At 64.2% G+C, this 14,491-nt stretch carries 10 protein-coding genes; 2 read left to right on the top strand and 8 right to left on the bottom strand.

The features are described 5' to 3' along the window. Positions 1-253: 253 nt before the first annotated feature. From AC27VQ_RS01955 to AC27VQ_RS01920, 8 genes are all read right to left on the bottom strand, one after another. Entirely contained in the window at positions 254-1,954 is a 1,701-nt protein-coding gene (locus tag AC27VQ_RS01955) for a dihydroxyacetone kinase family protein (protein WP_488714980.1), read from the bottom strand. Positions 1,955-2,044: 90 nt separating this feature from the next. Then, complete coding sequence (locus tag AC27VQ_RS01950) at positions 2,045-3,718, bottom strand: glycerol-3-phosphate dehydrogenase/oxidase (RefSeq protein ID WP_488714979.1); 1,674 nt, start codon at positions 3,716-3,718, stop codon at positions 2,045-2,047. A gap of 14 nt (positions 3,719-3,732) precedes the next feature. Next, positions 3,733-5,253, bottom strand: coding sequence for an FGGY-family carbohydrate kinase (locus AC27VQ_RS01945; RefSeq protein WP_488714978.1), 1,521 nt, complete (start codon positions 5,251-5,253; stop codon positions 3,733-3,735). A 68-nt stretch (positions 5,254-5,321) separates the two neighbouring features. Further along, the gene (locus AC27VQ_RS01940) at positions 5,322-6,176 is read right to left on the bottom strand and encodes a DeoR/GlpR family DNA-binding transcription regulator (protein ID WP_488714977.1); all 855 of its coding nucleotides are present in this window, start codon (positions 6,174-6,176) and stop codon (positions 5,322-5,324) included. 117 nt (positions 6,177-6,293) lie between these two features. Beyond that, entirely contained in the window at positions 6,294-7,241 is a 948-nt protein-coding gene (locus AC27VQ_RS01935) for a D-ribose ABC transporter substrate-binding protein (RefSeq protein WP_313532260.1), read from the bottom strand. Between the two features lie 119 nt (positions 7,242-7,360). After that, on the bottom strand, positions 7,361-8,398 hold the full coding sequence (locus AC27VQ_RS01930) for an ABC transporter permease (protein ID WP_313532262.1): 1,038 nt from the start codon (positions 8,396-8,398) through the stop codon (positions 7,361-7,363). 13 nt (positions 8,399-8,411) lie between these two features. Beyond that, positions 8,412-9,953, bottom strand: a complete 1,542-nt coding sequence (locus AC27VQ_RS01925; protein WP_488714976.1) for a sugar ABC transporter ATP-binding protein — start codon at positions 9,951-9,953, stop codon at positions 8,412-8,414. Further along, entirely contained in the window at positions 9,950-10,600 is a 651-nt protein-coding gene (locus AC27VQ_RS01920; protein WP_488714975.1) for a DUF2291 family protein, read from the bottom strand. The genes AC27VQ_RS01925 and AC27VQ_RS01920 overlap by 4 nt, the downstream gene beginning before the upstream one ends. Before the next feature lie 777 nt (positions 10,601-11,377). Between AC27VQ_RS01920 and AC27VQ_RS01915 the strand changes: the two genes are divergently transcribed. Further along, positions 11,378-12,928 carry an FGGY-family carbohydrate kinase gene (locus tag AC27VQ_RS01915; protein ID WP_488714974.1) on the top strand — a complete coding sequence of 517 codons (1,551 nt, stop codon included), beginning with the start codon at positions 11,378-11,380 and terminating at the stop codon, positions 12,926-12,928. 49 nt (positions 12,929-12,977) lie between these two features. After that, positions 12,978-14,486, top strand: a complete 1,509-nt coding sequence (locus AC27VQ_RS01910) for a glycerol-3-phosphate dehydrogenase (protein ID WP_488714973.1) — start codon at positions 12,978-12,980, stop codon at positions 14,484-14,486. Positions 14,487-14,491 lie beyond the last annotated feature (5 nt).

Here is a 14,491-nt window from a genome sequence, read left to right as displayed (position 1 = left end):
GTCGCCCGGTATGGGTCTATATTTCTCAACTGGTATAACAAGTCAATAACTATCTATTCGGATATGTTATGTTTATGTGAACATCACATGATGGCGGCACGGCGATCCGCATCGATACCGCCACTTAAGAAGCTGGAATGAAACGACTTTTCTTCGCGACAAAAACAAAGAAGAGCCGAACGTCACGCGACGTTCGGCTCAATGTCACATCCGGCATGGGATATTCGATGCGACCAGCGCGTCGAAAAAACCGTCAGAGACGGGCGGCAATCGTCGCGGCTATGAGGGCCAGCGAGACCGCGCCGGCATCGGGATGGCCGATGCTGCGCTCCGCAAGCGGGCGCGCGCGGCCCAGCCGCGGCGAGAGCGGCGCGGTCGCTTCCGCCGCCCGCCGGCAGGTATCGCTCGCCTTCTGCCACGCGTCCTTGAGAGAGAGGCCGTCGGCCTTGGCGGTTTCCAGCGCGCCGACGAAGGGCACGAAGGCATCCACCAGCGTCTTGTCGCCGGGCTTTGCGCCGCCCAGGCGCATCACATCATCGAGCGCTGCGCGCGCGCCGCGGACCACATCGGCATCCTCGAACGCCGCCTCATCGGAGAAGGCGGAACTCCAGGAGCGCAGCAGCAGACCCCAGATGGCGCCCGACGTGCCGCCGGCGCGGTCCGCCCAGGCATCACCGGCCACCGCAAGCGCGCTCCGCGCACCGGCACCGGCCGCAACGGCCTGATGGATCGCCTCGCGGGCGGCGGTCGCGCCGCGGCGCATGCCCTGGCCATGGTCGCCATCGCCGGCAAAGGCATCGATCCGGCCAAGCTCGGCCTCGGCCTCGCTCAGCGCCAAGACCATGGCATCGAGAATGCCGGCAAGGCAGCGGGCACTCTCCCGCGACGCCGATGACGCAGAGCCAAAAGCAGGCGCATCGTCCTCGGCGCCCGCGCGAACCGGCGCCGGTTCCGTGCGGAAGGTTTCGCCGCGACGGAAGACCGGCGTGTCGCACGGCGCGAGCCAATAGCGCTCCAGTTCCGCATCGAGCCACAAGACCGTCAGCGAGCAGCCCTGCATGTCGAGGCTCGTGACATATTCGCCGACTTCGGGCGCCACGAGATCGACGCCCGCCGCCTGAAGCAGGGTTTCCACCGCGCCCCAAAGCACGAAAAGCTCTTCATATTTGGTGGCGCCGAGACCGTTCAGCAGCACGGCCGCACGGCGCGCACCGGCCGGGCGCTCTGCCAGAACGGTCTCGACAAGCAACTCCGCCAGCGCCCGTGCAGGCACGATTTCGGCATCGCGGATGCCCGGCTCGCCGTGGATGCCGAGGCCGAGCGCCATCGTGCCGCGCGGTACGGTGAAGAGCGGTTCCGTGGCGCCCGGCAGGGTGCAGCCGCCGAAGGCGACACCGAAGGAGAACGTCCGGTCATTCGCATGCCGGGTGATGCGCTCGACCGCGTCGATATCAAGCCCGGCCTCCGCCGCAGCCCCCGCAATCTTGAAGACGACGAAATCGCCGGCGATGCCGCGCCGCCGCAGGTGCTGATCCGCCGGGGCGCTCGCCACATCGTCCGTGACGGTAACGATGCGCACATCGATGCCCTCGGCGCGCAGGCGCTCGGCCGCCACGCCGAAATTCAGCACGTCGCCGGCATAATTGCCGAAACCGAGAATGATGCCGCCGCCGTAGTCCGCATTGCGGCAGACGCGGGCAACCGCCGCAGTCGAAGGCGACGCGAAGATTTCTCCTGCGACCGCCGCATCGGCCATGCCCGGCCCGACATAGCCGGCAAAGGCCGGATAGTGCCCGGAGCCGCCACCGACGATGACCGAGACCTTGCCCTGCGGCACCCCCGTGGAGCGCACGACGCCGCCCTTCACCAGCCGGACATAACGCCCGTAAACGCGGGAAAAGCCCGCAAGCGCGGAGGCGGCGAAGGTTTCGGGGTCGTCGATGATCTTGGTCACAGGGGCCTCCCGCAGGCAATCATGCCCGTGAAGATGCAACAGGGACGGCGCGGAGAAAAGAGCAAAGCGCCACTCGTGGACCGTGAACCCTCAAAGGCTTACGCGGTTGAAGGCCGTCAGATGCTCGGCAATCGCTGCAATCTCCGCGGCGCGGCGCGCTTCATCCCAGCCGAGTGCAGCCGCCGCGATATCGGCGATCTCGTTCAAGCCGGCCGCGGTCACCTTGCCTTCGATGGCGAGCGTCGTGCGGCGAAGGACAATATCGGCGAGATGACCGACCATTTCGTTGCGGACGATCCAGTCGATCTCCGCGCGCCCATAGCCATCGACATGGGGCAGCGGCGTATCGCCGACCTGCGCGATATGGGCGAGCACCGTATCGGCCGTCGTGCCGTATCGGGCGAGAAGGGCTTCGATGCGCTGGACAGGCAGGCCGCTCTTCGCCGTGCGCTCGGAAATCCAGGCACGCCGCGTCGCATCATCGACCGGGAAGCCGCGCCCGCCGCCGATCGGCAGCATCTGCGTGCTGGTCTTTCTGTTCCGTCCGATACGCGCGAGGATCGTGTCAGCCACCTCCTCGGCAAAACCGCGGAAGGTCGTCCATTTGCCACCGACGAGCGAGATGACCGGAAACGGCCGCCCCTCGCCCGGCTCAGCGACGGGTGCCGAATGGTCGCGGCTGATCAGGCCGGGATTGCTGGCATCCGACGCCGGCAGCGGGCGGATGCCGCTATAGGCATAGACGATCTGGTCTCGGCTGAAGTCCAGCTTTGGCAGCAGCGAGCTGAGGCTGGCGAGGAAATAATCGACCTCGTCCTCCTCGCAGCGCACCGTCTCCGGATTGTCGGCCTTGATATCCGTCGAGCCGACGAGCGCGAGGCCCAGAAAATCATAGACGAGGCAGATGCGGCCATCGTCGGCTTCGAAATAGATCATCCGGCCCTTCAGGCTTTTCACCAGTTCGGGGTGCTTCAGAAGGATATGCGATCCCTTGGTGCCGCCGATCAGCTTGCCGGATATGCCGAGTGTCGCGTTGACGACATCGATCCAGGGTCCAGCCGCGTTGACGACGATGCCGGCGCGAACGCGGCGTTCGCCGCCACTGGGATCTCGGAGGCGCAGCACGCCCCCCTCCTGCCCGAGCAGTGTGGTGCCGTTCATCGCAGCGGAGCCCGGGCTGGCATCGAGACCGTCGCGCACCAGTTCCCAGACGAGGCGCTCCGGCCGGCTGATCTTGGCATCGTAATAGATGCCGCCCGCGACGATGCGCGGCGTGATTTCCGGCATTTCCTCAAGCGCCTTGCGGCGGAAGAAGAACTGGTGCTTCGGCATGACGCGGTGGCGCGCACCATAGAGATCGTAGAGCGCAAGACCGATCTTGATGAGCACGGCACCACGGCTGCGCGGCGCGGTCGTCGAGCCGAACAGCGTGCGCAAGGCCGCAAACGCCCCTTTCATCAGCGAAAAGGAGGGAATGAAGGTCGGCAGCGCCTCGACGCAATGCGGCGCGTTACGCAAAAGCAGGTTGCGCTCCAGCGTCGACTGCGCGACGAGGCCGAGTTCGCCGGTCTCCAGATATTTGATGCCGCCATGGATGAGGCGCGAGGGGGCGGCACTCGTGCCCGAGCCGAAATCGGCCTTGTCGACAATGAGGCATTTCAGGCCTTGCAGGCAGAGATCGCGAAAGAGCCCTGCCCCGTTGATGCCGGCGCCGAGGATGATGACGTCGAAGGTCTCGACCGTCGCGGATGTCGTGTCCGTCATGATGGGCATTCCTGTCATTTCTCGGCACCAAGGCGCCGCAGCACCGGCCAGAGCGGCTTCATGGCCCCGGCGAGATCGAGGAAGACCCGGTATTTCTCGTCGTAGGCTTTCTGCCGGCCGGGATCCGGCTGGTAGGTGGTTTCGATCGACGCGAGATCGCGGGGATCGTCGGTGGGCGAGGCAAAGAGCCCAGCGCCGGCGCCCGCACAAAGTGCTGCACCCCAGGCGGCAGCCTCCTCCGTGCGCGTCGCCGTGACCGGCAGGCCAAGGATATCGGCAAAGAGGCCGGCCATCGCGGGATTGCGCGAGATGCCGCCGGTCAGGCGGGCGGTAGCAGGCGCAAAGCCTTCGCGCAGCGCATCGACATGGACGCGATGATTGAAGGCGATGCCCTCGAGCACGGCGCGGACCAGATCGCCGCGGTCGTGCCAGGCATTGAGGCCGTAGAAGCCGGCGCTGGAGGCGCCGCCGAAGGGCGAACCGAAGAGATAGGGGTGGAAGAATGCGCTGGAGGGGCGTTCGCGCGCAACTTCGAACTCCTTGCCGAGGATCGCATGGATGCTTTCGCCTGCAGCCTCTGCCGCCTTGGCATCAGCGGCGCAAAACTGATCGATGAACCAGTCATAGTTGGCCGTCGAAGCAGGCGAGATGGACATGTTGTTCCATTCGCCCGGCAGAATGCCGTTGCGGCAGAACCAGCGGCCATCGACTTTGGGCGTGGGCGAAACCGTCTCGTTGATCGAATAGGTGCCGGCGATGACGGCGATCACGCCCTCGCCGTAACCGCCCATGCCGAGCGCGGACGCCGTTACGTCGTGCAGGCCGGCCATGACAGGTGTGCCCGCGACAAGCCCGGTCAGACGCGCGGTCTCCGGCGTCACGCCGCCGACGATCTCGGTGGAGCCAGCCATGGGCGGCTGCTTACCAGCAAGGCGATCCAGCCCGAAAAGCCTGAAGGCATCGTCGGCATAGTCCTGCGTTAGAACGTTGGTGAAGGACGTGCTCGCTTCCGTACGATCCGTGCCGATCGTTCCGCAAAGGCAAAAGCGCAGCCAGTCCTTCGCGGCGATGAAATGCGCGATGCGGACATAGCGCGCGGGCTCGTGATCGCGGATCCAGCGCAGGATGGCGGAGGGCGCGGAGGCGTGCGGCTTCTGGCCGGTCAGGGTCAGCGACTGCTCGCCGATCTCGCTCTCGTTCCACGCGTCGGCAATCGCATCGGCGCGCGTGTCGAGCGACACGATGGCATTGCCGAGCGGCCGCCTGTCGTCATCGAGCAGATAGATGCCGTCGCCATGCGCCGTCGCGGCAATCGCGACGATATCGGAGGCCGGCCGGCCGCAGGCGGCGACCGCTTCTCGGATGGCATCCGCCGTCGCGGCCCACAGGCCGTCCATATTGCGCTCGACATGCTGCGGCGCGGGGATCAATTGCGGAACGCGGCGGCGGGCGATGGCGAGCACCGTTCCGTCCGCGTCGAAAATCACGGCCTTGGTGACCGTCAGTCCGCTGTCTATACCCATGATGCAGGACATCGCTGTCTCCATTCTCAAGCGAAGGAGAAACGGCACCGAGCATCAAGGTATCCGCAACAGCGGAACCCTCAGCCGGCCCGTTCTCCGTCCGCCACAATGACGTTGATCCCCTTCGAGCGCATGCGCGACAGGTGGGAAATCGGGATATCCTCGTCGACAACAACGGCGTCGAACTCTTCGAGCGTCGCGAAGTGGTGCAGCGCGCGCCGTTCGAATTTGGTGTGATCGGCCAGCAGCACGCGCTTCGTCGCGCTTTCGAACATCGCCCGCTTGGTAGCAACCGTCTCCGGCGACTGGTGGTAGACCACGTCGTCGACGATGGCCGAGAGCGACATGAACACGGTGTCGGCGCGCAGCCGGCGGATTTCGTTGGTGGTGATATGCCCCATGAAGGCATTGCACCAATGGTAGAACTGCCCCCCGAGACAGATGAGGTTGAGGTCAACGACCTCCTTCAGCTCGTTGATCAGGACGAGCGAGTTGGTGATGACCGTCAGCGGCACCTTGGCCGGTAGGAAACGCGTCATCTCGTGCACAGTGGTGGCGTCGTCCATGAAGATCGCCTGCCCCGGCTCGACGAACTGCATGGCAGCCCTGGCGATCGCCTTCTTCTCCTTGGCCTGCTTGGTCGCGCGGTAGGCATCGGAGGATTCGATCAGGCTGGTGGGTGCCGCCGAAACGACGCCGCGCGTCTTGCGGAAAAGGCCGCGACTGACGAGATCATCGACATCGCGATGCGCCGTCATCAGGCTGATGCCGAAACGCTCGGTCAGGTCCTCGATGCGGATGGAGCCCTCGGCGATCACCGTCTCGGCGATCATCTGGCGCCGCACCAGCTGGCGCGCATGCCGGCTGTCGCTCGGAAGCTCTTCCGAGAGCAAATCCTTGACGTCGACTTTTTTGTTCACGGGAGATCCTGCCATGCTTCGAGGTGAGAGCTTTCGTATCTCGTATCGGGCGGCAAGGAAAATGCCAAGCTGACCCGGGATGACCCGGGGAATGAGGGTGGGAGCGCCCCGAAAGGGCGCTCCCGGTATCGATTACTCGCTCAGAACGAAGGGAGCGGTGTACTTGTCGACATTGTCCTTGGTGATCAGCAGGCAATCGAAAAGCTGCTTTTCGGTGTCGACACCGGTCGAGCCGTTCTTGATCACGTTATCGGCCTGCTTGACGGCCGCTTCCGAGAATACGGCGACCGGCTGGAGCACGGTGTACTGCAGTTCACCCGCCTTGATGGCGGCAACAGCATCCGGCGAACCGTCGAAGCCGCCGACCTTGACCTGGTCGAGCTTGCCGGCTTCCTTGAGCGCTGCGATGGCGCCGAGCGCCATTTCGTCATTGCCGCTGATCACGCCGATGATATCCGGATTGGCCTGCAGCATGGACTGCATCTTGTCGTGGCCCTTGGTGCGATCCCAGTCAGCCACTTCCTTGGCGGCCTTTTCGAGATCGGGATACTGCGTCAGGACGGTTTCGTAGCCGTTCGAACGCGTCGCGGCGTTGTTGTCGGAGGGTGCGCCGAAGAGTTCGACATACTTGCCCTTGTCGCCGACCGCTTCGACCCACTGCTGGGCACCGAGGGCCGCGCCCTGGGCATTGTTCGAAACGAGCTGCGCCTTGGCAAGGCCTTCCTGGTTGATCTCGGCATTGACGAGGAGGACCGGAATGCCTGCCGCTACGGCCTTCTTGACCGCGCCGACCGAACCGTCGGCATTTGCCGGGTCGAGGATGATGGCGACCGACTTGTTGGTGATCGCGGTGTCGATCAGGTTGCTCTCGGTGTTGGTGTCACCCTTGTGGGCACCGACATTGGCCGTGTAGCCGAGGCTTTCAGCGGTCTTCTTGGCAACTTCGCCTTCCGTGAACCAGTAGGGGTTCGACGGATCGTTGACGATGACGGTGATCAGGCCTTCAGCCCAGGCAGAGCTGAACAGCAGCGGCATGACGGCAGTTGCCGCGAAGAGGACTCGCATACCTTTTTTGAACATGGTCTCACTCCCTTTGTTGAGTTCGGTTGCGCCGATTTTCGGCAATACTTTCCGCTCTCGGGCCACTGGATGGTCCGCCTCTCCCGATAGCAGTCAGTTGGTGTCGGTCGCCGCTGGTCTCAGCGACGGCCGTATTTCACACTGTTCAGCAGAACAGCGGTAACGATGACGGCGCCGGTGAAAACCGTCTGCCAGTAAGCGGAGACGCCGATGATCACGAGGCCGTCCGAAAGGAAGCCGATCACGAAGGCGCCGAGCATGGTGCCGATGACCGTGCCGCGGCCGCCCGTCAGCGCCGCGCCGCCGATGACGACGGCGGCGATGGCCGTCAGTTCATAGGTGGTGCCGGCGGTCGGGCCTGCCGACGTCAGCTGCGAGGAAAGAACGAGGCCGGCGACGGCGGCACAGATGCCTGACAGTACATAGACCGTGATCTTGACGCGCTTGACAGGAACGCCCGACAGTTCCGCCGCACGCTCGTTGCCACCGGAGGAATAGAGCCAGCGACCGAAGGCCGTGCGGGCCAGCAGGATATGGCAGGCGACCGCGAAGACGAGAAGCACGAGCACGCCGATCGGCACGCCGGCCAGGCGGTTGAAGCCGAGCCAGTCGAAGCCGGTATTGCCGAGTTCCGGGCGGCCGCCGAGATTGTTGTAGGTAAGGCCGTTGGTCATCAAGAGCGCGATGCCGCGGGCGACATAGAGCACGCCGAGCGTTGCGACGAAGGCGGGGACGCGCAGATAGGCGATCAACACGCCATTCACCGCGCCGACGACGGCACCGAGCAGGCAGGTCAGGATCACCACGACCCAGACCGAGGGATAGAGGATGATGCCCAGCTGCGGCAACGTCACGCCCTGCATGAGGAAGCCCGCGACGACGCCGGCGAGACCGAGCGTCGAGCCGACCGAGAGGTCGATACCGCCGTTGAGGATGACCAGCAGCATGCCGATGGCCAGCAGGCCGAAGATCGCGACATGCGAGGCCATGATCAGGAAGTTGCTGATCGTGAAATAGTTCGGCGACATCAACGAGAAGACCACGACGATGGCGATCAGCGCAAAGAAGGCGCGGCCCTCGAACAGGAGCTCGATGAAGCTCTTCTTGCGCTTGCCGCCGCTGACTGCCTTGGTCTGGATTGCAGGTGTGACTGACATGGCTTCAGCGCTCCTAGTGGGCATGCACGGCTTCGCCGGAGGCGGCCATGATCTGTTCTTTGGTCACGTCGGGACCGAATTCAGCGGATATGCGGCCGCGCCGCATGACGACGATGCGATGGGCGATGCTGAGGCATTCGCCGACTTCCGAGGTCGTGTAGACGACGGCGAGCCCTTGCTTGGCGCGTTCGGCGAGCAGCTTGAAGACTTCGGCCTTGGCGCCGATATCGATGCCGCGGCTCGGTTCGTCGAGTAGGATGACTTCAGGGTCCGTCGCCAGCATCTTGCCGATAACCACCTTCTGCTGGTTGCCGCCGGAGAGCGAGCCGATGGGTGCCGCCCCGCCATCCGTCTTGATATGCACCTTGCGGATGGCACTATCGACGAGCCCGGCTTCGCGCGACGTGGAGGTAAAGAGGCCGCGCGTGAAAGCGCCGAGGCTGGCGAGCGACAGGTTGCGGCCGACGCTCATGGTCTGTACGAGGCCATCGCGCTGACGATCTTCCGGCACGAGCACGAGCCCGTCGCGGATGCATTCGGCAATCGACTGGCCGGTGACGTCCCTGCCCTTCAGCACGACCTTCCCGGCCGTGGCCTTCAGGCGGCCCGCGACGGTTTCGAGCAGTTCCGTGCGCCCGGCGCCCATCAGGCCGTAGATGCAGACAATCTCGCCGGCGCGCACCGACAGCGACATGCCGTCGACGACCGAATAGCCGGCACCGCCTGGATCGGGAACGGTCAGGCCTTCGATAGAGAGCGAGACAGCCCCCATGTCATAACCGGTGGGCGGGGAGCCGAGGTCGAAATTATCGCCGACCATATGGCGGACGATCCATTCGAGATCGATGTCCTTGCGCTCGGCATAGGCGGTCATCGTGCCGTCGCGCAGCACCACCGCATGGTGGGTGATCTGCAAGGCTTCTTCGAGGTGATGCGAGATATAGACGATTGAGACGCCGCGGCCGGTGAGGTCTCGGATGACCTTGAACAGCACCTCGACCTCCGAGGCCGACAGCGCCGAGGTCGGCTCGTCCATGATCAGGATGCGCGAATTGACCGACAGCGCACGCGCGATCTCGACGATCTGCTGCTGGCCCAGCCGCAGGTCCTCGACCGGCGTCAGAGGATCGATATCCTCTTCGAGTTCTTCCATCAGGAGGCGCGTCTGGCGCTCTTCCTCAGCGAAATCCACGCCCGTCGCCGTCATGATTTCGCGACCCATGAAGATGTTGTCGCGAACATTCATGTTCGGGGCGAGGCTGAGCTCCTGATGGATGATGGAGATACCGCGGTCACGGGCTTGGGAGGATGACGCGAAAACGACCGATTCCCCATCGAGAATGATGTCGCCCGATGTCGGCTTGACCACACCGGACAGAATTTTCATCAGCGTCGACTTGCCGGCGCCGTTCTCGCCGAACAGGGTCGTCACCTGCCCGCGATGAATATCGAAATTGACGCCCTTGAGGGCATGGACGTTGCCGTAGGATTTGGCCACGTTGCGCGCGGCAAGAACGACTTCGCCTTTCGGGCCGGCTTCCGGGATCGCGCTCATTGGACGTCGAACCTCACGGGAGTGACGATCCAGCTCTTCGGATTGACGAGCTTGAACACGCCGATGACGGAAACGGTCTTGCCGGAAAGGGCTGCCGGATCGATGCCGCCGAGCACGACCTTCTTGACCTCGTTGTTGATGGCCGAACCCGCGTCCTGATACTCAATCTGGTTCTTGAACTGGCCGAATTCGATCTGTCCGGTCGCATCACGCAGGTCCGTACCGTTCAGTGCCGGACCAGTCTGGACGCGCAGCGTCAGCTCGGCCGGAAGACCTTCGACAGCGATGACGTTATAATTCGCCTTGCGCTCACCGATCACACCGGTGAACTTGACCGGGAAGACCGGGCCGGTGGAGGTGTTGACGCCGTATTTCTCGCTCGCCGCCTTCTTGTCGGCGGAAATCGCCTGCGCCAGTTCGACCGCATCGGCTGCGCGCGTCTCCACGCTCTGCTTGATAAGCGGGAACTGCTCCGTGCCGAAAGCTTCCGGCGAGAATTTCTGGACCTGCACGTCGGCCTCCGAACCGATCTGCACGATCTTCGTGTCGAAGGCCATGGCGCCGACCAGCACGACGGCGGCGGCAATGCCGATCCAACGGTAGCTGCGTACGGGCTGGGGCGAATTCGGGAGCGTCGCGTCAGTCATGTCGATTGGCCTTGCGGTTGAACGATGGAAGCGTCAGCGGTGGCGCCGGGAGAGAGGTGTCGGCGAGAGCAGGCTGAGAGACACATCCAAGGCGCTGCGGCCGGGTGTCGATGCCTTCCAAACGGAACATGTCATGATGCCCTCCCCATGAGCGGCGCCGGCCGGATCTCCTCATCCGCCTTGCGCTGCAGTGCACACTTTTTCGCAGTTGCGATATATGTGTGTGATATGTCCCAGTATATATGTTAATTTAACACAGGCTGTCAATCGGCGTTTTCAGGCTATCCTGAAACAATTCGGCTTCTTTTTTCCTGTTCCCACCTATGTGGAACGGGCATTCGTTACGAGACGCCATCGGATTGCCGCACTCCTCAGCAAATGAAACGAAGCTGGCGAAGAAGCCAAAAATTCCTGCTTCTATCTGAAAAACAAGAATTTTCGGCGTTTCCGCAAGACAGAGAAGTCCGTCAGCCAGTCGTATTGGGAGCAAAGCACCGGCAGCAAAGGCACAACACGCCCGCTCCCGTCAACCCCTCCCTTTGCCATCCAGCATAACTGAAAAATAATTCGTTGCGCGAAAAATTTTACGAGACATATGATAACTTTATGGTATGTTTCTCGTGAGGTTCGCTAATCCCTTGGTACAGTCCTTGAAAGGTCGCTCGACCTTGGCCGGAACACCACGCGCTCCAGCGAAAGACGATCGGGAGGATGGAATGCTTTGTTTCGGATCAGGCGAAGCGATGCTTGCTGTCGCAGGCTGCGCGGGCGCGCACCATGGCTGAGACGGCAGACCTGATCATCGGCATCGACGCCGGCACCTCCGTCATGAAGGCCGTCGCCTTCACGCTTTCCGGCCGCCAGATCGCCAGCGCCTCCGTACGCAACAGCTACAAGACCAGCGACGACGGCTCCGTCACGCAATCCCTCGACCAGACCTGGCTCGATTGCACGCGCGCCTTGCGCGGGCTCGGCGAAAAGGTGCCTGATCTCGCCGAACGCACTGCCGCCATTGCCGTCACCGCGCAGGGCGACGGCACCTGGCTCGTCGGTGCCGGCAACCGCCCCGTCGGCGATGCCTGGTTGTGGCTCGATGCCCGCGCGGCACCGACCGTCGAGCGCCTTGCCGCAAGCGATGCCGACCGCCAGCGCTTCGAGGCGACCGGCACCGGCCTCAACACTTGCCAGCAGGGCACGCAGCTTGCCCATATGGATCGCCATTTCCCCGAACTGCTTGCCGGCGCTGAAGTCGCGATGCATTGCAAGGATTGGCTCTACCTGAACCTGACGGGTGTGCGCGCCACCGACCCATCCGAGGTGAGCTTCACCTTCGGCAATTTCCGCACCCGCTGCTACGACGGCGACGTGCTCGAAGCGCTTGGCCTGACACACCGCCGCAACCTGCTGCCCGAAGTTCTCGAAGGCACGGAAACGACGCATCCGCTCACGGCGGAAGCCGCGGCAGCCGCAGGCCTCAAGGCGGGCACGCCCGTCTGCCTCGGCTATGTCGACATGTGCATGACGGCGCTGGGTGCGGGCGTGCGCAGCGAAGGCCGCAACGCCGCCTGTTCCGCCATCGGCTCGACGGGCGTGCATCTCCAGGCGAAATCCGTGGCCGACGTCGTGCTGAATGCCGAACGCACCGGCTATGTCATCGCGCTGCCCATCCCCGGCGTCGTCACCCAGGTGCAAACAAATATGGGCGCGACGATCAATCTCGACTGGCTGCTCCAGCTCGGCGCCGATCTGCTCGGCGAATTCGGCGTCACCGTCGGGCTGAACGACATGATCGGCCGCGTCGACCAGTGGATTGCCGCCAGCAAGCCGGGCAACGTGCTCTACCACCCCTATATTTCCGAGGCTGGCGAGCGTGGCCCCTTCGTCAACGCCCGTGCGCGTGCCAATTTCACCGGCCTCGCCAGCCGCCACCGCTATCCCGATCTCGTGCGCGCCGTCGTCGAAGGCCTCGGCATGGCGACACGCGATTGTTACGCCGCCATGGGCGCCCTCCCCTCGGAGCTGCGCGTCAGCGGCGGTGCCGCCCGCTCGGCCTCGCTGCGCGCCACGCTGGGTGCGGCCCTTGGCGCGCCGGTGCGCGTCAGCACGCGTGAAGAGGCGGGCGCTGCCGGCGCCTCGATGATGGCCGCCGTCGCCATCGGCGCCTATCGCACGATGGATGATTGCATCGCCGACTGGGTGACGCCCGAGCTTGGCGAAGCCGAACAGCCTGATACCGAAGACACCGAACGCATGGACCGCCTCTTCGCCGCCTATTCCGAGGTGCGCCGGGGCATTGCGCCGGCCTGGGACATCCTGGCCGCACGCTGACGAAACGACGAGTGCGCCGCGCTCTGCTGCTGCGCTGAAGGAGACCCAAATGAACGAGCCCGAGCGTATTGACCTCTTCGTGATCGGCGGCGGCATCAACGGCGCCGGCATTGCCCGCGATGCGGCGGGCCGCGGATTGAAGGTCGTGCTCTGCGAGAAGGACGACCTGGCCGAGGGCACGTCGTCGCGCTCCGGCAAGCTGGTGCATGGCGGCCTGCGCTATCTCGAATATTACGAATTCCGCCTGGTGCGCGAGGCGCTGATCGAGCGCGAGGTGCTGCTCAATGCCGCCCCGCACATCATCTGGCCCATGCGCTTCGTGCTGCCGCACAGCCCTGAGGATCGTCCGACCTGGCTCGTGCGCCTCGGCCTCTTCCTTTACGACCATCTCGGCGGCCGCAGGAAGCTTCCGGGCACGCGCACGCTGGACCTCACGCGCGACCCCGAGGGCACGCCGATCCTCGACCAATATACGCGCGGCTTCGAATATTCCGACTGCTGGGTGGATGACGCCCGTCTCGTGACACTGAACGCCATCGGCGCCGCCGAAAAGGGCGCGGTGGTGCTGACCCGCTCGCCCGCCACCTCTGCCCGCCGCGAAAACGGCGCCTGGACGGTAACGACGAAGAACAGCGTGACCGGTGAAGTCAGAACCTTCCGCGCCAAATGCCTCGTCAACTGCGCGGGTCCCTGGGTCTCCGATATCATCAACCGCGTCGCCGGCTCGAATTCGTCGCGCAATGTGCGCCTCGTCAAGGGCAGCCACATCATCGTGCCGAAGTTCTGGGCGGGCGCGAATGCCTATCTCGTGCAGAACCACGACAAGCGCGTCATCTTCATCAACCCTTACGAAGGCGACAAGGCGCTGATCGGAACCACCGACATCGCCTATGAAGGCCGCGCCGAGGATGTCTCGGCCGACGAGGCGGAGATCGATTACCTGCTGAAGGCGGTGAACCGCTATTTCAAGGAGAAGCTACGCCGCCAGGACGTGCTGCATTCCTTCTCCGGCGTGCGCCCGCTGTTCGATGACGGCAAGGGCAACCCCTCCGCCGTCACCCGCGACTATGTCTTCGATCTCGACGAGACCGGCGGCGCGCCGCTGCTCAACGTCTTCGGCGGCAAGATCACCACCTTCCGTGAGCTTGCCGAGCGCGGCATGCACCGCCTCCAGCACATCTTCCCGAACATGGGCGGCGACTGGACGGAAAAGGCCCCGCTGCCGGGCGGCGACATGCCGAACGCCGACTACGAGACCTTCGCCAACAGCCTGCGCGACGCCTATCCCTGGATGCCGCGTAAGCTGGTGCAGCATTACGGCCGTCTCTACGGCACCCGCACCAAGGCGATCGTCGGCAATGCCACCAGCCTCGAAGGCCTCGGCCGCCATTTCGGCGGGCAGCTTTATGAGGCGGAGGCCCACTATCTTGTCGCCAGCGAATGGGCGCAGCGGGTGGAAGACGTCCTTTACCGCCGCACCAAACACTACCTGCACCTGACGGAAGCCGAACGCGCGGCCTTCGCCGACTGGTTCAACGCCCCGCTTGCCGCCGCCTGAGGTTC

This window comes from Shinella sp. 20P9.1.1 (genome assembly GCF_057798995.1).
The sequence above is the reverse complement of the archived record's forward strand: the minus strand, read 5'-3'. Positions and strand labels throughout refer to the sequence as shown.

Bases quoted from the DNA above. Each gene is read 5' to 3' on its own strand.
- AC27VQ_RS01950 (WP_488714979.1), bottom strand. From the start codon at position 3,718: ATGACGGACACGACATCCGCGACGGTCGAGACCTTCGACGTCATCATC.
- AC27VQ_RS01945 (WP_488714978.1), bottom strand. From the start codon at position 5,253: ATGTCCTGCATCATGGGTATAGACAGCGGACTGACGGTCACCAAGGCC.
- AC27VQ_RS01940 (WP_488714977.1), bottom strand. From the start codon at position 6,176: ATGGCAGGATCTCCCGTGAACAAAAAAGTCGACGTCAAGGATTTGCTC.
- AC27VQ_RS01935 (WP_313532260.1), bottom strand. From the start codon at position 7,241: ATGTTCAAAAAAGGTATGCGAGTCCTCTTCGCGGCAACTGCCGTCATG.
- AC27VQ_RS01930 (WP_313532262.1), bottom strand. From the start codon at position 8,398: ATGTCAGTCACACCTGCAATCCAGACCAAGGCAGTCAGCGGCGGCAAG.
- AC27VQ_RS01925 (WP_488714976.1), bottom strand. From the start codon at position 9,953: ATGAGCGCGATCCCGGAAGCCGGCCCGAAAGGCGAAGTCGTTCTTGCC.
- AC27VQ_RS01920 (WP_488714975.1), bottom strand. From the start codon at position 10,600: ATGACTGACGCGACGCTCCCGAATTCGCCCCAGCCCGTACGCAGCTAC.
- AC27VQ_RS01915 (WP_488714974.1), top strand. From the start codon at position 11,378: ATGGCTGAGACGGCAGACCTGATCATCGGCATCGACGCCGGCACCTCC.
- AC27VQ_RS01910 (WP_488714973.1), top strand. From the start codon at position 12,978: ATGAACGAGCCCGAGCGTATTGACCTCTTCGTGATCGGCGGCGGCATC.